The organism is Thermomonas sp. (genome assembly GCF_029945965.1).
In the GTDB taxonomy this organism is placed as follows: Bacteria; Pseudomonadota; Gammaproteobacteria; order Xanthomonadales; family Xanthomonadaceae; genus Thermomonas.
On the sequence record NZ_JAQSDO010000019.1, the window covers coordinates 39,924 to 63,965 of the forward strand.

General features: G+C 63.2%; 24 protein-coding genes. 7 read left to right on the forward strand and 17 right to left on the reverse strand.

The window, feature by feature from the left end:
• Window positions 1–10: 10 nt before the first annotated feature.
• Window positions 11–385, forward strand: coding sequence for an Mth938-like domain-containing protein (locus tag PSV05_RS12190; protein WP_300065607.1), 375 nt, complete (start codon window positions 11–13; stop codon window positions 383–385).
• Here PSV05_RS12190 and PSV05_RS12195 read toward each other — a convergent pair whose 3' ends face one another.
• The 4 genes from PSV05_RS12195 to surE are packed head-to-tail and all read right to left on the reverse strand — an operon-like array spanning window position 386 to window position 3,262.
• Complete coding sequence (locus tag PSV05_RS12195; protein ID WP_300065609.1) at window positions 386–1,168, reverse strand: peptidoglycan DD-metalloendopeptidase family protein; 783 nt, start codon at window positions 1,166–1,168, stop codon at window positions 386–388. It lies immediately after the preceding gene.
• 8 nt (window positions 1,169–1,176) lie between these two features.
• A complete protein-coding gene (locus tag PSV05_RS12200; protein WP_300065611.1) occupies window positions 1,177–1,791 on the reverse strand; it encodes a YqaA family protein in 615 nt (204 codons plus the stop codon).
• Complete coding sequence (locus PSV05_RS12205; protein WP_300065613.1) at window positions 1,788–2,471, reverse strand: protein-L-isoaspartate(D-aspartate) O-methyltransferase; 684 nt, start codon at window positions 2,469–2,471, stop codon at window positions 1,788–1,790. Before PSV05_RS12205 ends, PSV05_RS12200 begins: the two co-directional genes overlap by 4 nt.
• Window positions 2,468–3,262: a 5'/3'-nucleotidase SurE gene (gene surE / locus PSV05_RS12210; RefSeq protein ID WP_300065615.1), complete on the reverse strand. Its 795-nt coding sequence runs from the start codon at window positions 3,260–3,262 to the stop codon at window positions 2,468–2,470. Before surE ends, PSV05_RS12205 begins: the two co-directional genes overlap by 4 nt.
• Before the next feature lie 84 nt (window positions 3,263–3,346).
• On the opposite strand from surE, the gene PSV05_RS12215 reads away from it, so the two are divergent.
• Window positions 3,347–3,910: a Smr/MutS family protein gene (locus tag PSV05_RS12215; protein ID WP_300065732.1), complete on the forward strand. Its 564-nt coding sequence runs from the start codon at window positions 3,347–3,349 to the stop codon at window positions 3,908–3,910.
• Here PSV05_RS12215 and truD read toward each other — a convergent pair.
• Genes truD through PSV05_RS12250 form a run of 7 tightly spaced genes read right to left on the reverse strand, consistent with a single transcriptional unit; the run spans window position 3,893 to window position 10,307 of the window.
• Window positions 3,893–4,951: a tRNA pseudouridine(13) synthase TruD gene (truD, locus tag PSV05_RS12220; RefSeq protein WP_300065617.1), complete on the reverse strand. Its 1,059-nt coding sequence runs from the start codon at window positions 4,949–4,951 to the stop codon at window positions 3,893–3,895. The genes PSV05_RS12215 and truD overlap by 18 nt on opposite strands.
• Window positions 4,944–5,426: a 2-C-methyl-D-erythritol 2,4-cyclodiphosphate synthase gene (gene ispF, locus PSV05_RS12225; RefSeq protein WP_300065619.1), complete on the reverse strand. Its 483-nt coding sequence runs from the start codon at window positions 5,424–5,426 to the stop codon at window positions 4,944–4,946. The genes truD and ispF overlap by 8 nt, the downstream gene beginning before the upstream one ends.
• Window positions 5,423–6,109 (reverse strand): 2-C-methyl-D-erythritol 4-phosphate cytidylyltransferase, encoded by a 687-nt coding sequence (gene ispD / locus PSV05_RS12230; protein WP_300065621.1) that lies wholly within the window; start codon window positions 6,107–6,109, stop codon window positions 5,423–5,425. Before ispD ends, ispF begins: the two co-directional genes overlap by 4 nt.
• On the reverse strand, window positions 6,106–6,447 hold the full coding sequence (gene ftsB, locus PSV05_RS12235; protein ID WP_300065623.1) for a cell division protein FtsB: 342 nt from the start codon (window positions 6,445–6,447) through the stop codon (window positions 6,106–6,108). Before ftsB ends, ispD begins: the two co-directional genes overlap by 4 nt.
• A 15-nt stretch (window positions 6,448–6,462) precedes the next feature.
• On the reverse strand, window positions 6,463–7,749 hold the full coding sequence (gene eno, locus PSV05_RS12240) for a phosphopyruvate hydratase (protein ID WP_300065625.1): 1,287 nt from the start codon (window positions 7,747–7,749) through the stop codon (window positions 6,463–6,465).
• A 30-nt stretch (window positions 7,750–7,779) separates the two neighbouring features.
• Window positions 7,780–8,613, reverse strand: a complete 834-nt coding sequence (gene kdsA / locus PSV05_RS12245) for a 3-deoxy-8-phosphooctulonate synthase (protein WP_300065627.1) — start codon at window positions 8,611–8,613, stop codon at window positions 7,780–7,782.
• Window positions 8,610–10,307: a CTP synthase gene (locus tag PSV05_RS12250; RefSeq protein ID WP_300065629.1), complete on the reverse strand. Its 1,698-nt coding sequence runs from the start codon at window positions 10,305–10,307 to the stop codon at window positions 8,610–8,612. Before PSV05_RS12250 ends, kdsA begins: the two co-directional genes overlap by 4 nt.
• Before the next feature lie 195 nt (window positions 10,308–10,502).
• Between PSV05_RS12250 and parE the strand changes: the two genes are divergently transcribed.
• Both parE and PSV05_RS12260 read left to right on the forward strand, forming a co-directional pair.
• Window positions 10,503–12,407: a DNA topoisomerase IV subunit B gene (gene parE, locus PSV05_RS12255; protein ID WP_300065631.1), complete on the forward strand. Its 1,905-nt coding sequence runs from the start codon at window positions 10,503–10,505 to the stop codon at window positions 12,405–12,407.
• 117 nt (window positions 12,408–12,524) lie between these two features.
• Window positions 12,525–14,465, forward strand: a complete 1,941-nt coding sequence (locus PSV05_RS12260) for a prolyl oligopeptidase family serine peptidase (RefSeq protein ID WP_300065633.1) — start codon at window positions 12,525–12,527, stop codon at window positions 14,463–14,465.
• A 46-nt stretch (window positions 14,466–14,511) separates the two neighbouring features.
• On the opposite strand, the gene hutG is transcribed toward PSV05_RS12260, so the two are convergent.
• The 4 genes from hutG to PSV05_RS12280 form a co-directional block, all read right to left on the reverse strand.
• Window positions 14,512–15,294, reverse strand: coding sequence for an N-formylglutamate deformylase (gene hutG / locus PSV05_RS12265; protein WP_300065635.1), 783 nt, complete (start codon window positions 15,292–15,294; stop codon window positions 14,512–14,514).
• 10 nt (window positions 15,295–15,304) lie between these two features.
• Window positions 15,305–16,597 carry an FAD-dependent oxidoreductase gene (locus PSV05_RS12270; protein ID WP_300065637.1) on the reverse strand — a complete coding sequence of 431 codons (1,293 nt, stop codon included), beginning with the start codon at window positions 16,595–16,597 and terminating at the stop codon, window positions 15,305–15,307.
• Between the two features lie 74 nt (window positions 16,598–16,671).
• Entirely contained in the window at window positions 16,672–18,144 is a 1,473-nt protein-coding gene (locus tag PSV05_RS12275; protein ID WP_300065639.1) for a DUF418 domain-containing protein, read from the reverse strand.
• 13 nt (window positions 18,145–18,157) lie between these two features.
• The gene (locus PSV05_RS12280; protein ID WP_300065641.1) at window positions 18,158–18,640 is read right to left on the reverse strand and encodes a peptidylprolyl isomerase; all 483 of its coding nucleotides are present in this window, start codon (window positions 18,638–18,640) and stop codon (window positions 18,158–18,160) included.
• Between the two features lie 99 nt (window positions 18,641–18,739).
• Here PSV05_RS12280 and PSV05_RS12285 point away from each other — a divergent pair, with 99 nt between their 5' ends.
• Together PSV05_RS12285 and PSV05_RS12290 are read left to right on the forward strand one after the other, a co-directional pair.
• Entirely contained in the window at window positions 18,740–19,273 is a 534-nt protein-coding gene (locus tag PSV05_RS12285) for a C40 family peptidase (RefSeq protein ID WP_345782258.1), read from the forward strand.
• Window positions 19,274–19,541: 268 nt separating this feature from the next.
• On the forward strand, window positions 19,542–20,147 hold the full coding sequence (locus tag PSV05_RS12290; RefSeq protein WP_300065643.1) for a C40 family peptidase: 606 nt from the start codon (window positions 19,542–19,544) through the stop codon (window positions 20,145–20,147).
• Between the two features lie 64 nt (window positions 20,148–20,211).
• Here the strand turns inward: PSV05_RS12290 and PSV05_RS12295 are convergent, their stop codons facing one another.
• The gene (locus tag PSV05_RS12295) at window positions 20,212–20,709 is read right to left on the reverse strand and encodes an acyl-CoA thioesterase (RefSeq protein WP_300065645.1); all 498 of its coding nucleotides are present in this window, start codon (window positions 20,707–20,709) and stop codon (window positions 20,212–20,214) included.
• A gap of 72 nt (window positions 20,710–20,781) precedes the next feature.
• Window positions 20,782–22,098, reverse strand: coding sequence for a dicarboxylate/amino acid:cation symporter (locus PSV05_RS12300; RefSeq protein WP_300065647.1), 1,317 nt, complete (start codon window positions 22,096–22,098; stop codon window positions 20,782–20,784).
• A gap of 131 nt (window positions 22,099–22,229) precedes the next feature.
• On the opposite strand from PSV05_RS12300, the gene PSV05_RS12305 reads away from it, so the two are divergent.
• Window positions 22,230–23,954, forward strand: a complete 1,725-nt coding sequence (locus tag PSV05_RS12305) for an alkaline phosphatase (protein ID WP_300065649.1) — start codon at window positions 22,230–22,232, stop codon at window positions 23,952–23,954.
• Window positions 23,955–24,042 lie beyond the last annotated feature (88 nt).

The window sequence follows — 24,042 nt, forward strand, 5'->3', positions numbered from 1 at the left end:
GACCACCATCATGCAACTGAACCTTGAACGCCCCGATTACCAGTATTTCCTGCGTGGCGCCGATGGCGCCTCGGCGCTGGTCAACGACCGTAGGCTGAGCAGCAGTTTCGTGGTCGCGCCCAATTCGCTGGTCGAGGATTGGCCAGTCAGCGACGTCGCCTCGATGATGCCAAGCGACCTGGATACCTTGCTGGCATTGGAACCCGAGCTGCTGGTAATCGGCACCGGCGCGATCCAGAAATTCCCGCCCGCAGCGGTCATGGCGGCCAGCCTGCAGCGCGGGATCGGCATCGAAGTGATGACCAATGCAGCCGCCGCGCGCACTTATAGCGTGCTGGCCGGCGAAGGCCGGCGAGTGGCGGCGGGGTTCGTGTTTCCTGGCTGATCAGCGCTTCGGCAAATACTGTTGCGGATCGACTGGCTTGCCGTTGTAGCGAATCTCGAAATGCAGCATGTCGCGCGCGGCGCCGCTGCGGCCCATTTCCGCAATCTGCTGGCCGGCTTTCACCATCTGACCTTCGTTCACCAGTCGCGCGCGGTTATGCCCATAGGCCGACAGCCACTGGTCGTTGTGCTTGACGATGACCAGCTCGCCGTAGCCCACCAGCCCCGAACCGGAGTACACCACCACGCCGTCGGAGGCAGCGCGTACCGGTTGCCCACTCTTGCCGGCGATATCCACGCCCTGTCGGGTCGGGTCACCGCTGGCAAAGGTGTCGACCACCGCGCCATCAGCCGGCCAACGCCAAGCGACATTACTGGCGCTGGGCACCACCACCGAGCTGCTGGCCGGGCGTGAAGAGGCTGAGCTTGTTGTTGACCGTGGCGCAGGCGTGCCCGGCTTCACCGCAACGCCGGACTGGCTGCCCGGATACAGGCGCAGGCGCTGGCCCGGGTAGATCGTGTATGGCGAACCGATGTCGTTCCAGATCGCCAGATCGAGTGCGGTCAGGCCGTTCTCGGTGGCAATCCTGTAGACGTTCTGGCCACGCTGGACGACCACATTCGCGCCATATTTGGGTTCGGACACCTTGATCGGATGTTCGCCCGCCGGAATACGGTTGCCGCGCGCGGATTCGCGCACCACATGACTACGGCCGCAGCCGGCAAGCAGGGCGAACATGGCCAACGAGAAGGCCCAGGCAAGCGTGGTCTGTTGCAAACGCATGACCGACATCATGCCGCATGTCCCCGCAACAGCAACCAACCAACCAGTCCACCCAGCAAAACCAACGCTGACCAGCCGATCGGTTCGATGTAGCGATGCAGTGCCTTTTCCGCGCGCTCGCCACCGAAGCGGATGGCCAGCGCGACCAGGAACACGCGCTTGCCCCGGCCCACGAACATGCTGGTCAGGAACGGAAGCATCGGCACCCCGACAATGCCCGAGGCCCAGGTGAAGATCTTCAACGGGATCGGCGTGAACCCGGCGATCACCAGCAGCCAGAACGCCTTCCAAGGCGATTGCGCAAGGACCTCGCGCAAGGACGCGACCTGCGCATCAATACTGTCCAGCCAGCCCAGGCTTTCCAGCAGCGGCCTGACCAGTTCATAGGCGTAGTGGCCCAACAGATAGCCCACCACCGCACCCACCAGTGAACCAGCCAAGCTTAATGTGGCAAACCAGAAGCCGCGTTTCGGCTGCGACAGGCACATCGGCGCCAGCATCACTTCCGGCATCACCGGAAAAATAATCGCCTCCGCAAAACTGAGCCCGGCCAGCAACGCCGGCGCCTTCGGATGCCGCGACCACACCAGTGCGCGCAGATACAGCGGCCCGAACAGCTTCATGCATCCACCAACCCTGACAGCAATGGCACGAACACCACCGGTGCCAGGTCGCGTTGTTCAATGTGGCCATCCGCGTCTTTGTGCAGGCACAGCAAGGACTGTTCCGACGCACTCCCGACCGGCGCCACCAAGGTGCCGCCTGATGCCAGCTGCGCGCTCAAGGCGTCGACCAGGGCCGGCGCCGCGGCGGTAACGATGATGCCGTCGAACGGTCCTTCGTCGGCCCAGCCGATGCGGCCATCGTCATGCTTGCTGCGCACATGCAAACCCAGCGCGCGGAAGCGCTTGCGGGCCGTGCGCAACAGGTCGCCGATGCGCTCCACGGTGAACACTTCAATCCCCAGCGCCGCCAGGATCGCGGCCTGGTAGCCGGAGCCAGTGCCGATCTCAAGCACGCGCTTCGGCATGCCGGTTTCAAGCAAGGCCGCGGTCATCCGCGCCACCACCCACGGCTGCGAAATGGTCTGGCCGTTGCCGATCGGCAACGCAGTGTCCTCATAGGCACGCATCGCGAAGGCTTCGTCCACGAACTGGTGGCGCGGTACGGTGCGGATCACATTGAGCACGCGCTCGTCATCAATGCCGTTGCTGCGCAGGCGTTCGATCAACCGGTCGCGGACGCGCTGGCTGGTCATGCCCATGCCGACGTCGGCCGCCTGCAGGCGCAAACGCGAGATCACGATGCCTGCTCCGCTTGGGTTGGCACCAGCGTTGAAGCCAGCCCATCGACCCAGCTCGCGACCTGTTCCAGCGCCTGAAAGCGGGTCAGGTCGACATGGATCGGGGTAATTGCGATATGGCCATCGCGCACGGCCTGGAAATCAGTGCCCGGACCCGCGTCATGTTCGGGACCCGCCGCGCCGATCCACCACCAGTGGCGGCCGCGTGGATCCTGTTGCGGCGTGCACGGCTCGGCGCGGTGGCGATTGCCCAACCGGCTGGTCTGGAAGCCTTTGATCTCATGCCAAGGCAGGTCTGGAACGTTGACATTGAGGATGGTGTCGGCGGGAAGCGGTTCGGCCTTTAGCCGGGCAATGATCTCCACCGCCGCGCGCGCCGCGGTCTCGTAATGCCTGCCCTTGTGGCCTTCGGTGACCAGCGACATCGCCACCGCCGGCAAGCCCAGGAAGCGGCCTTCCATTGCTGCTGCCACCGTGCCCGAATAGATCACGTCATCGCCAAGGTTGGCGGTGTTGTTGATCCCGGATACCACGATATCTGGCTCGCGTTCGAGCATGCCGGTGATCGCCACATGCACGCAGTCGGTGGGCGTGCCGTAGACCTTCCAGGTCTGCTCATCCAGCTTGACCACCCGGATCGGGGCGTCCAGCGTGAGCGAATTGCTGGCACCGCTACGGTCGCGGTCCGGCGCGACCACCAGGACTTCATGGCCGGCTTCGCGCAGGCCTGCAGCCAGTGCACGGATTCCGGGGGCGTCGACGCCGTCGTCGTTGCTGACAAGGACCCGCATCGCGGCTTACGGCTTCGAAACTTTCTGCATGCGGCCATGATAACGGATGCCGGTGCCGGCTTCGGGCTGCGCTACCCTGACTGGATGCACAAGGCCCCGCCCGAACCCGAGTATTGCAACGATTCCGACGACGCCAGCCTGTTCCGCGAAGCGATCGGCGCCAATCGCGGCAAAGTGCGCGAACTTCCGCCCGCATCGCCACCACCGGCCCTGCCCAAGCCGAAGCCGTCGGCGAAAATGGCCCGCCTCGACGAGGACGCCGCCCGCGAAGAATTCCGCCACGTCGTCATTGCTGCACTGGAATCCGGCGACGTGCTGTCCTACCGACGCGAAGAAGTCTCGCCGATGCTGCTCAAGCGGCTGGCGCGAGGCGAATATGCGGCGCAGGAGGAACTCGACCTGCACGGCCTGCCGGCGCGCACCGCCGAAACCTTGCTGCGCGAGTTCCTGCGCGACTGCCGCACCCACGGTCTTGGTTGCGTGCGTATCGTGCACGGCAAGGGGCGCAATTCCGAAGAACGCCTGCCGGTGCTGAAAAACCTGGTTGACCGCGTGCTGCGCCATCGTGCCGACGTGATCGCCTTCCATTCGCCACCGGCTGCGCAAGGTGGGGCAGGTGCGGTGCTGGTGCTACTCGAGCGACGCTGATCCTGCGCCTGCGTTCGCGGCGTCGACAATCTCACCCAATTCCCTTAGCACCGTGGTCGCGTAGCAACCGGGCGGCAAGGCGAACGTGAGCACCAGCGCGTCGTCACTCAACCATTCCCATTCCAGCGCATCAGGCCGCAGGCGTAGCGCGCGCCGCTCCTGCTTCAGTCCGGCTTGCTCCAGGCCAGTACGCAGCCGCATCGCGGTATCGCCTTCCAGCGCTCGCAACTCGCAGGCCATTGCATCGCCCGTGCTGCGCAACTCGCCTTCGCCCCACAATGGCCCACTGGGATGGATGTCGAACGCATCCAGCCGTGCTTGCAGGTCAGCCGTCATCGGTTCCGGGCCGAACACGCTGCGGCTGCCGTCCAGCATCCAGACTTCGCCCTCCAGCGCGGCACTCCAGGTTCCCTCGGCAACACGCGCATCCAGCACACGGTTGAACAGTTCCGAACGCGCCGCCGACAGCAGCATCGAGCGTTCTTCGCGCCTGACCCTGTGGCCGGCGAACATCGCCACTGCCTTGGCCACGTTGCCACCACCACGGCCAAAGCGCTGTTCACCGAAATAATTGGGTACGCCTTGCATTGCGATCTGCTGCAGGCGCGCATCGGCAACATCGCGCCCGCCATCCACACCACGCAATACCAGTCGGAACCGATTGCCGGCCAATGCACCGCGTGGCAACTTGCGTGAATGCCAGGCATGGCCGAGCACGCGCAGCTCATCCGACTGCAAGGCAGCGATATCGGGCGCGACTTTTTTCGGCAGCCATACGCTGAAGCGCTGCACGGTCACTGCGTGCCGATCCTTCATCCCGGCCTGGCCAATCGCCGATTCGGCGACGCCTGCCCATTGCGCGATGCACTTCACCGCAAACGCGGTGTTCATGCCGCGCTTCTGGATGGTCAGCAGCAGGTGTTCGCCGCTACCGCTGGCTTCGAACGCATCGAGTTCATCAACTCGAAAATCTTCCGGTGTGCTGCGCATTCGCGCGCGCAGCACCGGCGCGCCGTGGGCGTGGGCCAATTCTTCAGCCACTGCACACCAGCAGGCACACCACCTGCGCGGCGATACCTTCGCCACGGCCGGTGAAACCCAGGGTCTCGGTAGTGGTCGCCTTGATGCTGACCGCATCCAGCGCGATGCCGAGGTCGGTGGCAATCGCCTCGCGCATGGCCTGTGCATGTGGCCCAACCTTGGGCTGCTCGCAGATGACGGTGATGTCCGCATTGCCGACCTGCCAACCGCGCTCGCGGATCAACGCATCGCAATGACGCAGGAACGCACGGCTGTCTGCATCTTTCCACTGCGGATCGGACGGCGGGAAATGCCGACCGATATCACCTAGCGCCAATGCGCCGAGGATGGCATCGCAGAGCGCATGCAGCACCACGTCGCCATCGCTGTGCGCCAGCACGCCACGCGTGTGCGGCACGCGCAGGCCACCGAGCATGACGTGGTCGCCTTCACCGAAGGCATGTACGTCAAAACCATGGCCAATGCGGACATTCATATGCGGCGCTCCAGCAGGAATTCGGCCAGTGCCAGGTCCGCCGGCGTGGTGACTTTGAGATTGTCTTCGCGGCCTTCGACCAGACGCGGATGCAGGCCGAGGCGTTCGACCGCCTGCGCGTCGTCAGTCACCGCCACGCCATCGGCGCGTGCAGCTTCCAGCGCACGCAGCAACAGGTCGCGACGGAAGGCCTGTGGCGTCAGCGCACGCCAGATGCCGTCGCGCGGTTCGGTCATGGCGATGCTTGCATTGGCATCGGATCGCTTGAGCGTGTCACGCACTGGCGCGGCGAGGATCGCGCCATCAGAATGGGCCATCGCGGCCTCGTGCAATCGCAAAATGTCGTCTGCACGCAGGTTAGGACGCGCGGCGTCGTGCACCAGCACGATGCAGTCGGCGGCAACACCAGCGGGCAATGCGTGCAATGCCGCGAGCACCGAGTCGGCGCGTTCGCTGCCCCCAATACAGGTCAGTACCGGCTTGCCATGCAGGCTTGTCCAGCCCGGCCAATGCGAGTCGTCCGCTGACAGCGCCACCACGACGCCTTCAATCGTCTCGTGCGACAGCAATGCATCCAGCGCATGTTCAATCAGCGCCTTGCCAGCCGCGTGCAGGTATTGCTTGGGAATATCGGCACCGAAGCGACACCCGCTACCGGCGGCAGGCACCAGCGCCCAACTCATCGCCCGGTTTCCGGTGCAGGTGGCGCTACCGGTGCAACCGGCGCGGATGACTGTGGACTCCCATCGACCACTCGATAGAACGTCTCGCCAGGCTTGACCATGCCCAGCTCGCTACGCGCACGCTCCTCGACCGCGGCGCCACCGGATTTCAGGTCGCCGACCTCGGCCACCAACGCCTCGTTGCGTTGCTGCAACTGCAGGTTCTCGGTGCGCTGGTGTTCGACCTGCGCGCGCAGGGCATCGACCTCATGACTGCCGCCGGTGCCGAACCACATGGTGTACTGCAGCCACGCCAGCAATGCGGCGAGCAACAACACCAGCAGGGCGGTCGCCTTCACTTTGGTTGGCTTGCGTCAGCGTGCCAACGACACGAACGCATCGCGTCCGGCGTAACGCGCGTCGGTGCCCAGCATCTCCTCGATGCGCAGCAACCGGTTGTACTTGGCCACGCGATCGGAGCGGCACAAAGAACCGGTCTTGATCTGGGTCGCGGTGGTCGCAACGGCGATGTCGGCAATCGTGGTGTCCTCGGTTTCGCCGGACCGATGCGACACCACGGCAGCATAGTGGGCCGCGTCGGCCATCGCGATCGTTTCCAGCGTTTCAGTCAGGGTGCCGATCTGGTTGACCTTGACCAGGATCGCGTTGGCGATGCCGCGCTCGATGCCTTGCTTGAAGATCTTGGGGTTGGTCACGAAGTTGTCATCACCGACCAGCTGGATCTTGCTGCCGAGCCGGTCGGTGAGCAGCTTCCAGCCATCGCCATCGCCTTCATCCATGCCATCTTCAATACTGATGATCGGGTATTCGGACGCCCAGTTGGCGAGGAAGTCGACGAACTGCTCGCTGGTCAGGCGCTTGCCTTCGCCGGTCAGGTTGTACTTGCCGTTCTCGAAGAACTCGCTGGCGGCCACGTCCAGGCCCAGCAGGATGTCCTCGCCAGCCTTGTAGCCGGCCTTGCCGATCGCTTCCAGAATCGTGTCCAGCGCTTCGACATTGCTGCGCAGATCGGGCGCGAATCCACCCTCGTCGCCTACTGCTGTACTCAGGCCATGGCCCTTCAGCACGGATTTGAGCGAATGGAAAATCTCGGTTCCCGCACGCAGCGCTTCGGAGAACGAATCGAAACCGACCGGCAGCACCATGAATTCCTGCAAGTCGACGTTGTTGTCGGCATGCGCGCCGCCATTGATGATATTCATCATCGGCACCGGCAGGCTGACCGCTGCGCCATTGGCCAGATGCTGCCACAGCGGCATTTTCTTCGACGCCGCCAAGGCATACGCATAGGCCAGCGACACCGCCAGCAGTGCATTCGCGCCGAGGCGCGCCTTGTTCTCGGTGCCGTCCAGGTCGATCAGGCGTCGATCCAGTTCGACCTGATCATGCGCATCGAAGCCGTGCAGCATGTTGGCGATCGGGCCGTTGACATTCGACACCGCCTTGAGCACGCCCTTGCCGCCGTAGCGGGTCTTGTCGCCATCGCGCAGCTCCACGGCTTCCTTGCTGCCGGTCGATGCGCCCGAGGGCACCATCGCGCGACCGAAGCTGCCATCGGCCAGGGTGATCTCCGCTTCAAGCGTGGGGTTGCCGCGGCTGTCGAGGATTTCGCGTGCGTGGACGTGGCTGATCTTGGTCATGTGGTCTTCGTGTGGCCTTCGTGTGGATGTTCAGAGACTAGCTTCGAGGAAACCATTGCGCTTGGTCGCGGCATCGAGTTCCAGCAAGGTTTCCAGCAATGCGCGCATCTTGTCGAGCGGCCACGCGTTCGGGCCATCGGAGAGTGCCTTGTTCGGGTCGGGATGGGTTTCCATGAACAGGCCGGAGATGCCCACCGCAACTGCCGCGCGCGCCAGCACCGGCACGAACTCGCGCTGGCCACCGCTGGTGCCACCTTGCCCGCCTGGCAACTGCACCGAATGGGTGGCATCGAACACCACCGGGCAACCGGTATCGCGCATCACCGCGAGGCTGCGCATGTCGGAGACAAGATTGTTGTAGCCGAAGCTGGCGCCGCGCTCACAGACCATGATGTTGTTGTTGCCAGTGGACTTGGCCTTCTCCACCACGGGCTTCATGTCCCACGGCGACAGGAACTGGCCTTTCTTGATATTGACGGGTTTCCCTGCGGCGCACACCTTGGTGATGAAATCGGTCTGGCGCACCAGGAACGCCGGTGTCTGCAGCACATCGACCACCGAGGCCACTTCATCCATCGGCGTGTATTCGTGCACATCTGTCAGCACTGGCACGCCCAGCTGGCGCTTGACCTCGGCCAGCACGCGCAGGCCCTCTTCCATGCCTGGGCCGCGGAAGCTGCCCAGCGAGGTGCGGTTGGCCTTGTCGAAGCTGGATTTGAAAATGAAGTTGATGCCCAGTGCCGAAGTGATTTCCTTCAGCTGGCCGGCGACATCCAGCTGCAACTGTTCTGACTCGATCACGCAAGGTCCGGCAATCAGGAACAGGGGCTGGTCAAGCCCGACTTCGAATCCGCACAAGTTCATGCCGATGCCTCCTTGAGCAACCGTCCGCCAGACACGCCTTGATTGGCCTTGTGCTCGCGCGCGGCGCGGATGAAGCCGACGAACAGCGGATGCCCGACACGCGGCGTCGACAGGAATTCCGGATGCGCCTGGCAACCCAGGAACCACGGGTGATTCGGCCACTCGACCATCTCGACCAGGGTGTCGTCCATCGACTTGGCCGAGAACACCAGGCCCGCGTCTTCCAGCTGGGTGCGGTAGCGATTGTTGAATTCATAGCGGTGGCGGTGGCGCTCGCCGACTACGTCCTTGCCGTACATGCGGTGGGCCAGCGTACCCGGCTTGAGCCGCTGCTCCTGCAGGCCAAGGCGCATGGTGCCGCCGAGATCGCTGTCCTCGTTGCGACGCTCGACGTCACCTGCCTGCGTGCGCCATTCGGTGATCAAGCCGATCACCGGATGCGCGGTCTCGCGATCGTTCTCGGTGCTGTTGGCACCGCTCAGGCCGGCAATATTACGGGCCACGTCGACCACCGCCGCCTGCATGCCGTAGCAGATGCCGAAATACGGCAACGCGTGCTCGCGCGCGTACTGCGAGGTCAGCACCTTGCCTTCGAAGCCGCGATCACCGAATCCGCCTGGTACCAGCACGCCATCCAGGCCCGCCAGCGCCGTGGCCGCGCCATCGCGCTCGATGTCTTCGGATTCCAGCCACTTCAGGTTGACCTTGGTGCGCTGGCGCACGCCGCCATGCTTGAGCGCCTCGCCCACCGATTTATAGGCGTCCTTGTGGTCCACGTACTTGCCGACGATGCCAATGGTGACTTCGTCGATCGGATGTTCGGACGCATCCACCACCGCCTGCCATTCGGACAGGTCGGCGTTAGGGTGCGCCTTGGATTCAAGGTGCAACTGCTCGACCACGATCTGGTCGAGTTTTTGCGCGTGCAACCACATCGGGATCTTGTAGATGTTGTCCATGTCCAGCGCCGAAATCACCGCGCGCTCGGGCACGTTGGTGAACAGCGCGATCTTGCGGCGCTCGCTCTCTGGCAACGGCTGCTCGCTGCGGCACAGCAGCACGTCGGGCTGGATGCCGATCGAGCGCAGCTCCTTGACCGAGTGCTGGGTCGGCTTGGTCTTCAGTTCGCCGGCCGCCGCGATATACGGGACCAGGGTCAGATGCATGTACATCGCCATCGTCGGGCCGCGTTCGGCGCGTAACTGACGGATGGCTTCGAGGAATGGCAGCGATTCGATGTCGCCGACAGTGCCGCCGATTTCCACCAATGCCACGTCGTAACCCTGAGTCGCCGCATCGATGCAACGCTTGATCTCGTCGGTCACGTGCGGGATCACCTGCACCGTGCCGCCGAGGTAGTCTCCGCGGCGTTCATTACGGATCACCGCCTCGTAGATCTTTCCGGTGCTGATCGAGTTCAGGCCGGACAGGCGGGTGTTGACGAAGCGCTCATAGTGGCCAAGGTCAAGGTCGGTCTCGGCGCCGTCGTCGGTGACGAATACCTCACCGTGCTGGAACGGGCTCATCGTGCCAGGATCGACGTTGAGGTAGGGATCCAGCTTCATCATCGTGACGCGCAGGCCACGGGCTTCAAGAATCGCAGCCAACGAAGCAGCGGCAATGCCTTTGCCGAGCGAGGACACCACGCCCCCGGTGACGAAGACGAGCGGAGTCTGGGATGCGGGGGAAGTCATGGCGGCAGGGCGTCGCTGGAAAGCCACATTCTAAGGGCAAGCGGCATCGCCTGCACGCTTTGGCCAGCGCGTCGGCAATGGAAGCCATTGATCGACAACAGGAATCCGCCAAACTTCGCACAGACCTTCGGATTTCCCTGCTTGACCCGGACCGCCCCGGCAGTAATCCTGCCGCGTCCCCTAGATGTGCGCCCAATGAGCAGCCGCTACAACGCCGAAGATATCGAAGTCCTGTCCGGGCTGGACCCGGTCAAGCGCCGCCCGGGCATGTATACCGACACCACCCGGCCCAATCACCTGGCGCAGGAAGTCATCGACAACGCGGTGGACGAGGCGCTGGCAGGCCACGCGCGCGGCATCGAAGTCATCATGCATGAGGACGGCAGTTGCGAAGTCAGCGACGACGGCCGCGGCATGCCGGTGGACATCCATCCGGAAGAGAAAATTCCCGGCATCGAGCTGATCCTCACCCGGCTGCATGCCGGCGGCAAGTTCAGCAACAAGAACTACACCTTCAGCGGCGGCCTGCATGGCGTGGGCGTGAGCGTGGTCAATGCGTTGTCGAATCATGTCGACGTGTTCATCAAGCGCGACGGCAACGAATACAAGATGTCGTTCAAGGATGGCGGCCGGGTTTCGAAACTCGAAGTGATCGGTAGCGTCGGCAAGAAGAACACCGGCACCCGCTTGCGGTTCTGGCCTGACCCGAAGTATTTCGATACGCCGAAATTCAACCTGCGCGCGCTCAAGCACCTGCTGCGGGCCAAGGCGGTGCTCTGCCCCGGGCTGACCGTCGGCCTGCTGGACGTTGTCAGCGGCGAGCGCTGCGAATGGCATTACGAAGACGGACTGAAGGACTATCTGCGCGGCGAACTCACGGATCACGAATTGCTGCCGCCGGAATTGTTCGTCGGTTCGCTGAAGAAAGACACCGAGATCGTCGACTGGGCGGTGGCCTGGGTCGTGGAAGGCGAGCTAATCCAGGAAAGCTACGTCAACCTGATCCCGACCTCCCAGCACGGCACCCATGTGAACGGCTTGCGTACTGGCTTCACCGACGCCCTGCGAGAGTTCTGCGACTTCCGCAACCTGCTACCCCGCGGCGTGAAGCTGGCGCCGGAAGACGTGTGGGACCGCGTTGCGTTCGTGTTGTCGGTGAAGATGACCGACCCGCAGTTCAGCGGCCAGACCAAGGAGCGGTTGAGTTCACGACAAGCCGCGGGTTTCGTCGAAGGCGCCGCGCACGATGCGTTCAGCCTGTGGCTGAACCAGCACACCGAATTCGGTGAACGGATCGCGCAACTAGCGATCGATCGCGCCAGCGCGCGCCTGAAGACCGAAAAGCAGATCGTCCGCAAGAAAGTGACCCAAGGCCCGGCCCTTCCCGGCAAGCTGGCCGACTGCATCTCGCAAGATCTCTCGCGCACCGAACTTTTTCTGGTCGAAGGCGACTCCGCCGGCGGTAGCGCGCGGCAGGCCCGCGACAAGGACTTCCAGGCGATCCTGCCCTTGCGCGGCAAGATTCTGAACACCTGGGAAGTGGCCTCTGGCCAGGTTCTGGCCTCCAACGAAGTGCACGACCTGGCGGTGGCTATCGGCTGTGATCCGGGCAAGGACGCGATCGACGGGCTGCGCTACGGCAAGGTGATTATCCTGGCCGATGCCGATTCCGACGGCTTGCATATCGCCACCCTGCTGACGGCGCTGTTCTTGAAGCACTTCCCGACACTGGTCGCGTCCGGTCATGTATTCGTGGCGATGCCGCCGCTGTTCCGGGTCGACGTGGGCAAGCAAGTGTTCTATGCGCTGGACGAAGAGGAAAAGCGCTTGTTGCTGGAGAAAATCGCGCGCGAGGCGAGCTCGCGCAAGGGCGCCAAGGGCGCAGTGAATGTCACCCGCTTCAAGGGCCTGGGCGAGATGAATCCGCAGCAATTGCGCGAATCGACCATGCACATCGACACTCGCCGCCTGGTCCAGCTGACCGTGGACGACGACGCCGGGACCCACGCACTGATGGACATGCTGCTGGCCAAGAAGCGCGCCGGCGACAGGAAGGCCTGGCTTGAGCTGAAGGGCGATTTGGCAACGCTGGAAGTCTGAGTCTTCATAGAACTGAATCAGGAATGCAGTGCATCACCCCTGATCCAACGGTATTCTCTTGACCAGCACGGATGCTGATCGGAAACGAATCTCAACCGAGTGGAAGGAAACCATCAAGTGAAACTGACCCAAGTAGCGGCAATTGCCGCTTTGCTGTTCGCCTCGTACGCTCAGGCGCAAACCGTCCCCGCTGAAGATTTTGCGAAACGGCCGGAAGCCTGGGAGGTTTCCTTGTCGCCGTCGGGGACCCAGGTCGCACTCGCGGTCCCGACACCGGATGGCAAAGAGACCCGGCTGGAAGTCGTCGATCTGGACACGGGCAAGTCGCAGGTCATGCGGTTCGGAAAACAGCAACACGTCTCCGATATCGTCTGGACCGCCGACGACCAGCTGGTCGTCTCGCGTGCCGAGCTTGTGCCGTTCAAGGCCAGGCCGATTTCGCAAGGTGAGCTCTATACGACCGACGTGAAGGCCAAGAATCAGGACGTATTGTTCGGCTTCGTCCCCGATATGGAAACCAAGCGCGGCAAGCGCAAGGACCACGGTATTTCGGTTATCACCAAGGTCCTGAACAACGAACCGGGCATGGCGTTGGTCGACTTCACCTGCTGGGATTGCGGCGAAGAGCCCGACACGGTCATTTTCAAGGTCGACACGCATACTGGGGTGCGCAAGGAAGTCGAACGCTCGAATAGCCTCGCCGGCTTCCAGTTCGATCAGACGGGGGAAGCGCGCCTACGCACTACACTGGACGAAAACGACGAACCGGTTCTCTACTATCGCCGCGAGAAGGGAAGTGACTGGACGCCGCTGCCGAAGTCCATCGCGGGTCGCACGATCAACAGCACGCGATTCGCGAACGACAACAACACCGCTTATGCCCTCGTCACGGACGCGCTTGAGCCTGCCCAAGCCTATCGCATCGACCTGAAGGCGGGCACTCGCACCAAACTGGCTGGCAACCCCGACATTGAAGTCAACGGCTTTATGTACGCAGGCTTTGGCGGCATTCCATTCGCGGTGACTTACGACGCTGCCAAACCTGAACTTCAGTACATCGACCCCAGTTCAGAGTGGGCGCAGTTGCACGCGGGGCTGATGAAGTCCTTCCCGGGCGAAATGCTTTCGTTCAACAGCTTCAGCCGGGACGGCAACAAGGTGCTGTTCAGCGTCTGGTCCGACCGCGACGTTGGTAGCTACTACGTCTATGACCGCAAGACCAAAAAAGCCCAGAACATCATCACTGCCAAGCCTTGGCTGAAAGCGGATGCAATGGCGCCTACCCGCCCGATCGAGTTCACCAACCGCGACGGGCAGAAACTGTTCGGGTTCTATACCGCCAAAGGCACCGGCCCGAAGCCCATGATCGTCATGGCTCACGGCGGACCCTATTACGTGCACGACACTTGGGGCTTCGACAACCAGGTGCAGTTCCTCGCCAGTCGTGGCTACTCCGTCCTGCAGGTTAACTACCGGGGCTCCGACGGCCGTGGCGAGGCGTTCGCGCGCTCCGGCTTCAAGGGCTGGGGCACGATCTTGCAGAACGACATCACCGATGGCGTGCGTTGGGCGATCGAACAGAAACTCGCGGATCCGCAACGCATCTGCAGCTTCGGGGCCAGCTTCGGTGGCTACACGGCTCTGATCCAGCCCATCCTGAATCCCGGCATGTACAAGTGCGCGATCGGGTACGTGGGCGTTTACGACCTGCCCCTGATGCGGAAAACCGACAAGAACTTGGGTCAGGCAAAGCGCGACACACGCTTCTTCGACCGCACCTTGGGCACCGACATGGATGCGCTGGCGAATATCTCCCCGGTCGAGCGGGTGAAAGACCTGCATGTACCGGTCATGCTCGTGCATGGAGCGGATGACAAGACCGCCGACTTCAATCAGTACAAGGCGATGGCTGCGTCCCTCAATGCCTCGGGTCACCCGGCGGAAACCTACGTGGCGGCTGGCGAGGGCCATGGTTTCGTGAAGCCCGAAAACGTGACCGAGCTGTACAAGAGGATGGAAGCCTTCCTCAACAAATACATCGGACCCGACGCGAAGTAAGTCACACCGATGCAATCACCAGAAGGGCCGCTTCGGCCGCCCTTTCTCATTCCAGCGTCGCACGCAGCAATGCCTGCAGCAACGGCTGCAATGCAGATGCTTTCCCACTATCGAATTCGAACGTCGCCTCGTCCATGTAGCAACGCTGGCTGGTTTCCAGTTGCACGGCGTCGATGCCGTTGATGGGTTCGCCATAGTGGCGGGTGATATGCCCACCCTTGAAGCGGCCGTTCGCCACCCAGTCATTTTGCGATTGCGCGGCCAACACGCCTTCAAGTTTTACCTGCAATGCAGCTGAGCAGCTCGCGCCATTGGCGGTGCCCAGGTTGAGGTCGGGAAGCCGTCCTTCGAACAGGAACGGCAGTTCGCTGCCCTTGATCGAATGCCCTTCCCACAGGGCAACGCGGCCATGCGCAGCGTGCAGTCGCGCCAACTCGCTGCGCAATGCGTCGTGATATGGCCGCCAGTAGCGCTCGATGCGCATGGACACTTCAGCCACATCGGGCTGCTGATTCGGCAGATACACCGGCTCACCGCTGAACTGCACGATCGGACAAAGGCCCGTCGTGTTCTGTCCCGGATACAGGCTGGTGTCATCCTGGCCGCGGTTGAGGTCGATCACGTAGCGCGACCAGCGCGGCACCAGGATCGACGCGCCCAGTTCGCGCGCGAAGTGGTACAGCCGCGCCACGTGCCAGTCAGTATCCGGTGCGCGCCGCGCCGATGGAGTCATCCGCGCAGCAAGTCCGTTCGGGATCTGGCTGCCGTCGTGCGGCAGGCTGACCAACAAAGGCGCACTGCCGCGATGCAGGGTGAAAACATCGCTCATGTCAGATACCTCACGAAAAACGCGCCGGATCGAATGATGTCGGATTCACCGACGGTTCGCGGCCCTGGATCAGGTCGGCCAGCAGTTGCCCGGTGCCCGTGCTCATGCCGACACCCATCATGCCGTGGCCGGTTGCCAGCCACAGGTGTCGGTGGCCGGGTGCGCGTCCGATCAGCGGGATGTCATCGCGACTCATCGGCCGCCAGCCATACCAGCGCTCGCGCACCTGTGGGCCAACCGGCTCATGCAGGAATTCGCGCGCGCCGCGTTCGAGCGCGCCAAGCCTGCGCTCGTTGAGGCGGGTGTCATAGCCGGAGAACTCCATCGTGCTGCCAAGCCGGAAACCGTCGCCCCACGTCGTGACGCAGACGGACCTGTCGCGCAGCATCAACGGGGTTTTCGGCACAAGCGCAGGTCGCGAATAGGTGATTGAGTAGCCCTTGCCTGGCTGGATCGCCTTGCGCAGCCAAGGCAGGCCAATGACATCGGCCAACCGTGGCGACCACGCACCAGTGGCGATCACCACATCGCGCGCACGCAATGTCCCGACCGCAGTCACCGCAGTAACCCGATCGCCATCCGGCTGCAGCGATTGCAATGCCGTGTCTTCGACGATCCTGCCGCCATGCTTGCGCACCAGCCGCGCCAGTTCAGCGACATAGCGGTCGGGCCGCAAGGATGCATCGCCCGTGAAGCGGATCGCACCGACCACGCCCGGCTTCAGTGCAGGCTCGTGCGCCTCGTAGGCAGGACCATCGAGAATCGTGAACGGGATGCCCAGTTCAAGCAGCAATGGCAAATCGTGCTGTTCCTTCTCCAATCGCCGGGGATCGCGGAACACATAGTCCTCGCCGCTTTCAACGAATTCGCATTCAATGCCGAAGTCGCGTACCCAATTCGCAAGCCGTACCCGCGAATCCGCCAGAAGCGCGTATTTCGCATGCGCACTGGCCAGCCAATCGCGCTGGTTGCAGCGCGCAGCGAATCCCAACAGCCAGCGCCACAGTGTCGGGTCGAAGCCTGGATGGACGTACAGAGGGGCATCCGGAGTCAGCATCCAGCGCATGGCGGTGCCGATCATCCCGGGCGCCGCCAGCGGTGGCGCATGGCTGGGCGTGATGGTCCCGCAATTACCATGCGATGCGCCGCCACCGATGCGGCCGGCATCGATCACCGTCACCTGCCGCCCCGCCTGCAACAACGCAAGCGCAGTGGCCAGCCCACTCACTCCGGCGCCAATCACCAGGACGTCGTTGTCGTCCTTGCCGATCTGGTCCACCGCGTCCTTGTTCGATCGCTCCATCCAGGTATCCGCTCATGCAGTGCTGGCAAGGCGCCAGCAGCATCCATGATACGAAACCGCTCGGGCAAAGTCGGTCAGGATGTCGCCAGTCGCATTGCCGGGCGCTTGCCATAGGTGGCCCAACGCCACAGCCACTCCATCGGCCCGTAACGGAACCGCGCCAGCCACCAGTGGCTGAAGGCGATCTGCAGTGCGAAAACCACCATGACGAACACCAGTTGCCATGCCCGGCCCAGGCCCCAATGGCCAAGCCCGTACCCATAAAAGAACAGTGTGCCGATCACTGACTGACTGAGGTAATTGGTCAGCGCCATGCGCCCGGTCGGCGCCAGTGGCGCGAGCAGCGCGCGGGCGCGTCCATGCCAAAGCAGGACCAGTGCGCCCACATAGCCCAGGCAAGCTGGCAGGTTGCCCAGCATCATCAGTCCCAGCGCTATCTGGAACACACTGTCATTGACGCCGCGCACATGCGTGGTGACGATGCCGGCACTGACCAGGCTGAGCCCGAGGCCAAGTGGCAAGCCAATCCAGGCTAGTTTGCGAAACAGCGGCAGGTGCTGTTCCGGATGTGCCATCACTCCTGATCGGATGAACCATGCGCCCAGCAGGAACATGCCCAGCACGATGATCGAGAACTCGAGATTCATTTCCATGTGCCCTGCGAAATCCTGGGCACGCAGCTTCACCGCTTCGGCATAAGTACCACCTCGCATCACCCGCTCATCCTCGACGACAGCGGCGACGTGCTCCTGCCGCTTCTCGGCCCGTTCCTTCAATTGCTTGGTGAGTGCTTCCTGTTTGGCAGGGGTATCCGCTGCAACTTGGGCAATCCGATCCCGCTCGGGTTCGGGTGGTTGCTTCATCTGCTCGAAGCCGCCCACCGTCATCATCAGGAAAGGCACCAGATACAAAGCCAAGCCGGCGTTGCGCATTCCTTTCAGCGGCCAGCGACGCAGGGAAGCGTCCACCACACACAGGACCAGCAGCGGCAACGCAATGATCGCGAACGGTTGCCACGGCGGTGATCCGGCCATGACCTTCGACAGCACCGCAAACAGCGCGGCCACACCCAGGCACGTGCCGGCGATCAGCAACAATACTTTCGGGCGGGTGTAGAACACGATCATCAACACCACGGCGCCCATTGCATAACTGAAGAGGATGTCGCCCGCCCAGATGAAGATCGCATGCAGCGCGCCGAACACCGCCAGCGCCAGCGTGCGGCGCACATACGGGCCAACGAACGCGCGCCCGGCCTGCTCGGCACGTCCCAGCATGACCGCGAAACCCATCCCGAAGAGTAACGAGAACATCGTCCAGAACTTGCCGCGTACGAACACGTACACGAACCAGCCGGCCCAATGGTCGATACCAGCGCCGCCCGTCGGCAAGCCAAGGTCAATCTCCCCCAATGGTCGATTGAAGAACTCCACGTTCATCATGAAGATGCCGAGCAGCGCGAACCCGCGGATGACATCCAGCGCCTGGATGCGATCGCTGGCCGCGATCGGCTTGAATTCGGTGCTCATGCTTTGGGATTGATTCATGCGCAGCATTGAATCAATGCGCGTAGCCACCATCGCCGTGCACATGGCCATGCTCGAGTTCCTCCGCACTGGCTTCGCGCACTTCGACGATCTCGATGTCGAAGTCCAGGTCCTTGCCGGCCATCGGGTGATTGAGGTCGACATCGACCACGCTCATCCCGATTTTCTCGATGGTCACCGCGCGCGGACCAAAGTTGGTCTGCAGCACCACCTGCATGCCGGTTTCGAGCTTCTGGTCTCCGAAATGCTTCTTCGGGATGCGCTGGGTCAGGCCCTCGCGCTTCTCGCCATAGGCTTCGAGCGCCGGCACGTTGGCCTTGAAGCTGTCGCCGGCCTCACGGCCGTCCATCGCCTTTTCCAGCCCGGGGATGACCTGGCCGCGGCCGAACAGGATCGCCAGCGGCTTGCCACCCTCCTTTGAACTCTCCACCGATTCGGCGCCGGATTCGGCAACGGCATAGTGGAAACGGACGACGCGGTCTTTCTCAATCTTCATGGGAATCCTTTGACTATCTGAGACGCTTGATGTGGGTTGGCGCTTGCCGATGCGATGCGATGCGGCAACACTGCGCGATATATGGAACCAGCCACCTGCATGCAGCGGCCGAGCCCGCATTATCGGTGCTATGCCGCGCTGGCGCTATCTACTGCGCTGCTGTTGGCCGGTTGCGGCGGTGGCAGCAACGTCCGCGAGATCCCACCGTTGATGGCCGGAAACCGCGCATGGCCGCAGGTTGTGCCGGCCGATCCAGTGCGCGCCAACGCCGTGCTGATGCGCGCGATCAGCCTGGTCGGCACGCCGTATCACTGGGGCGGAAACACCCCGGAAAGCGGCTTCGACTGCAGTGGGCTGGTCAACTACGTCTACCGCGACATGCTCGACCTGCGCCTGCCGCGCACCTCACGCGAACTGGCGGCGATCCAGGGTCCGCGGATTCCAACTGCGCAGCTGGCTAGCGGCGATCTGGTGTTCTTCGGCGATGGCGGCCAGGTCAGTCACGTCGGCATCTATGTCGGCGAAGGTCGCTTCGTGCATGCGCCCAATTCCGGCGGCACGGTGCGCCTGGATCGGCTCGATGGCAGCTGGTGGCGGAACCATTACAGCGGCGCCCGACGGTTGTTGAATTGATTCAAATACTTGTGTGAGCCTGAACAATCACAAATATGAATTGGGGATCGCTCAAGTTATATGACCGCTCCGCGTATTCATTCACGTGGGGATAACGAAATTTGAACCCTTCACATCCTTTGCACAGGCATAGTCGCCACTGATCCGTTTTTGTGATGACCGCGTGACGACAGCAAACCTGCCCCACGATCATTCCACCGTCCGCCCCGCGCGTCGGGGTTATCGCCTTTTCCTCTCCGTAGTTCTCGCGGCCGGATCGCTTCCGGCCATGGCGATGAACCCGGCAGTGCAACCTGTTTCCACCGAAGCTCCTGCCATCCAGGCGGCGGCCATCCAGGCTGCAGCCAAGGCGCCAGCCAAGGCACCTGCTGCGCCAGTGTCGACCGATACGCTCAAAGTGGCCGCTCCAGTCAGCCTGGCCAGCCCAGACAACGCGCCGCTGGTCGCCCAGCTGGCCGCCCTGCAGCAAGCACAGGACGCGCCTACCACCTCCGCGCGGATCAAGACCGTGCTGCAGCGCGCCTTCGCCCTGCTTGGCACCCCGTATCGCTGGGGTGGCACCAGCCCGGACAACGGTTTCGACTGCAGCGGCTTGGTGGGTTACGTGTTCCGCACGATCGGCATCGACCTGCCGCGCGTGTCGCGCGCGATGGCCAATGAAGGTACGCCGATCACCGACCGCAATGCATTGACCGAGGGCGACCTGGTGTTCTTCGGCCGCCGTGGCCGCGTGGACCATGTCGGCATCTACATCGGCGATGGCAAGTTCCTGCACGCGCCACGTACCGGCCGCGACGTCACCGTCTCCACGCTCAGCGACGGTTACTGGAGCCAGAAGTACATGGAAGCACGCCGGATCGCGACCGGCAGCTGAAACCGGATACTGATGCGCATGACGCCGCCAACAGGCGGCGTTTTCGTTTATGAGGTTTGCGGAATCAAGACGCGTGCGCGTCGGTCGCGCGATATCGCGCCACGGTTTTCTCGATGTCTTTGCTCAATGCCATCACCTTGGTCGCGTATTCGGACAAGCGGGTGTCCTCTTCGCTGATCGGTACCCAGCTCGGCACCTGCACCGGCTTGCCGGCATCGTCCAGAGCTACGTACACGATCACGCAATGCGTGCACAGGCGGCCTGCGTCGTCCGACATCGGATTGCGCGCACGTACGTCCACCGCGAAATGCATCGAGCTGGTGCCGGTATAGACCAGGGTCGTCTGGATGGTCACCAGGTCACTGATCCTGATCGGCGCGACGAAGCGGATCCCGCCCACCGCCACGGTCACGCTGTAGCGCCCACTCCAGCCGACGGCAGCGGCATAACCGGCCTGGTCGATCCACTTCATCACGATCCCGCCGTGCACCTTGCCGCCGTAGTTGACGTCGGACGGTTCGGCCAGGAAACGCATCGTCAGTTCACGTTGATGCCCGCTCATGCAGTGACTCCCATGTGGATGGTGGATGGTGGAATGCGGCTTGCCAGTTGCGCGACATGCAGCGCGACCTGATCAAGCGGCGTCGCCCGCTTCCATGCCGACATTGGTGGATGCCGCATCGTAAATCTGCTGATCCAGCATCCCGGTTTCCCTGGCCACCAGCACCGGCACCAGGATCTGCCCGGTCACGTTGGTCATGGTCCGCATCATGTCCAGCACGCGATCGATCGCATACAGATACCCGATCACGTGCAGCGGCAGGCCGGCGGCGCTGAGCACCACGGTCGCCATGATCACCGCGGTACCCGGCACCCCTGCGGTGCCGAAGCTGCCCAGCACCGAGGCCAACGCGATGATCACGTACTGGGTCACCGACAATTCGATGCCGGTGTACTGCGCGATGAACACGGCAGCCAGCGCCGGGTAAATCGCGCCGCAGCCATCCATCTTGATCGACGCACCCAGTGGCACCGCGAACCCGGCGTAATCCTTGTTCACCCCCAGGTTGTGGATGGCGCAACGCAACCCGACGGGCATCGCTGCGAAACTCGAGGACGCCACAAACCCGACCTGCATGCCCGGGAACGCGCCGCGGAAAAATTTCAGCGGATTCAAGCCATGCGCGAGCAGCAAGCCGCTATAGACCACCAGGATGTGGAAGGCGCACGCCGCATACATCGCCAGCACGAACTGAAACAGCGGCTTGAGCTGTTCGAAACCATAGCCGCCGACCAGCGCTGCGATCAGGCCGAAGGTGCCGATCGGGGTGAATTCCAACACGAAGCGCGTCACCTGGATCATCGCCTCGCTGGCCTCGCCGGCCAGCTTGCGCAGGCCTGCGGTCTTCTCGCCGAGCTTGACCAGCGCGAACCCGACCAGACCGGCAAAAAACAGCACCTGCAGCACGGTGCCGTTGTTCGGTACCAGCACCTTCATGCCATCGGCATTCTTGCCAGTCGCCGCGCCAGACAGCGCCGCGAACGGATTGGGCGGCACGATGTGGAACAGCATGTCCAGCACGCCCGGCACGTCCTTGGGCTGGTAATCGGAGGCGACCTGCAGCGTGCCCACGCCGAGGCCTGGCTTGAACACATAACCAGCCACTAGCCCCACGCCCACCGCCAGCACTGCAGTCAGTGCGAACCAGGCGAAGGTGCGACCCGCCAACGCGGCGATGGATTTCTGCCCGGCCAGCGCGGCCACCGCATTGATCACCGCGAAGAACACCAACGGCACCGCGATCATCATTATCAGGTTGACGTAGACATCGCCCAGCGGCCCGAACCATTTTTCGGCATCCGGCCCGAATGCCCAACCGGCCAATGCGCCCAGCACGAAGCCGGCGACCACGCGCTTCCAGAACTTGATGCCGAACCACCACTTGAACATGCGCGCGAGCCTTCGGGACAAGGCGCGACGATAACCCGCGCAATACGCATTCGTCAGTGCCGTCGGCGCAACACTGTCGCGCCATTGCCGCATCCAGCAGCGATAATCCGGCAAGCCTTCGGGAATACCGCATGCACCCTTCCAATTCCGCCCTTGCCTTTGCGATCTGGTTCGCCGTTTCCCTTGCCGTTGCCGGATGCGCAAGCACGCCAAGCCACACGCCGCCGATGCCGACACCACAGCAACGCGACGGTATCGAGGTTGAGGTTCCGGACATCGCGCGGCCCGACGGCGAGTCCGCGCAGTGGTGGTTCCGCAATGGCGCTGCGCAGGCCGCGGCGCGTGGCGCGATGACGGGCCGGGCCAAGAACGTCATCCTGTTCGTAGGCGATGGCATGAGCCTGATCACGGTCGCCGCCGCGCGCATCCTGGAAGGCCAGCGCAAGGGCGGCCCCGGCGAGGAAAACCGACTGTCGTGGGAGGACTTCCCGGACACCGCGTTGAGCCGGACCTACAACACCAACTCACAGACGCCGGATTCCGCCGGAACCGCAAGCGCGATGGCCACCGGTGTCAAGACCCGGCTCGGCGTACTCGGCATCGGTCAACAGGCAGTGCGCGGGGACTGCGTGCAGGCGAAGGCCGCGCGCTTGTTGACCCTGTGGGAACTGGCCGCCGCCAGCGGACTTGCCACTGGCGTGGTGACCACCACCCCGGTCACCGACGCCACGCCGGCATCGACCTACAGCCATAGTGCCGAACGCAATTGGGAAAACGACAGCGACATGCCTGATGCCACGAAGGCTGCCGGCTGCGCCGACTCCGCACGCCAGCTGATCGAAACCCAGCCAGCACACGGTTTGGATGTGGTGATGGGTGGCGGCCGCAAGAACTTCATGCCGACCAGTGCGCCTGACCCCGAGTATCCCGACCAAGCAGGCGAACGCCGTGACGGCCGCAATCTGATCGTAGAGTGGCAACAGCGCCATCCGGGTGGCAGCTATGTATGGAATGCCGCGCAGCTCGCCGCAGCGCCTGTCGAAACGCCACTGCTCGCATTATTCGAACCCGATGTCATGCATTACGCGCACGACCGCACAGACGATGGCGCGGGCGAACCTTCGCTGGCGGAGATGACCCGTGCCGCCATCGCCCGCCTCTCACTCAACACGAACGGCTTCGTGCTGATGGTCGAAGGCGGACGCATCGACCATGCCCACCATGCCGGCAATGCCTTCCGCGCGCTGGACGAGACGATCGCGCTCAGCGATGCGGTGCGGGTGGCCACCGAGATGACCTCTGCAGAAGACACCCTGATCCTGGTCACCGCCGATCACTCGCATACGCTGACGTTCGCCGGCTATCCACGGCGCGGCAACCCGATCCTGGGCAAGGTGCATGGCGGTTCGCGCGAAAGCACCGCCACCATCGACCCGACCGCACTCGCGCACGATGCCACTGGCCTGCCCTACACCACGCTTGGCTATTACAGCGGCCCCGGTTATGCCGGCGCCACCGACCAGCAGCCGGAAGGCCCGAAGTTCCTGCGCAAGCGTCCCGCCACAATCCAGGCGTCCACTGGTGGGCGCCACGACCTCACCAACGTCGACACGGAAAACCCGGACTACCTGCAGGAAGCCCTGATACCCATGCGCAGTGAAATCCATGGCGGCGACGATGTCGGCATCTGGGCGCGCGGTCCGGGCAGCAGCGCGGTGCGCGGCAGCGTGGAGCAGAACACGATCTTCCACTTCCTGCTGCAGGCCACGCCACGGCTTCGCGATGCGCTATGTACGAAGGGCGATTGCGATGCGAACGGCGTGCCGGTGTTGTTGCCGAAGCCAGCCTCGTTCTGAAAAGGGGTCAGAGAACATTTCCACATAAATTGCACTGACTGCGGAAAGTCTCAGAGGAAATGTTCTCTGACCCCTTTTCTTAATAAGC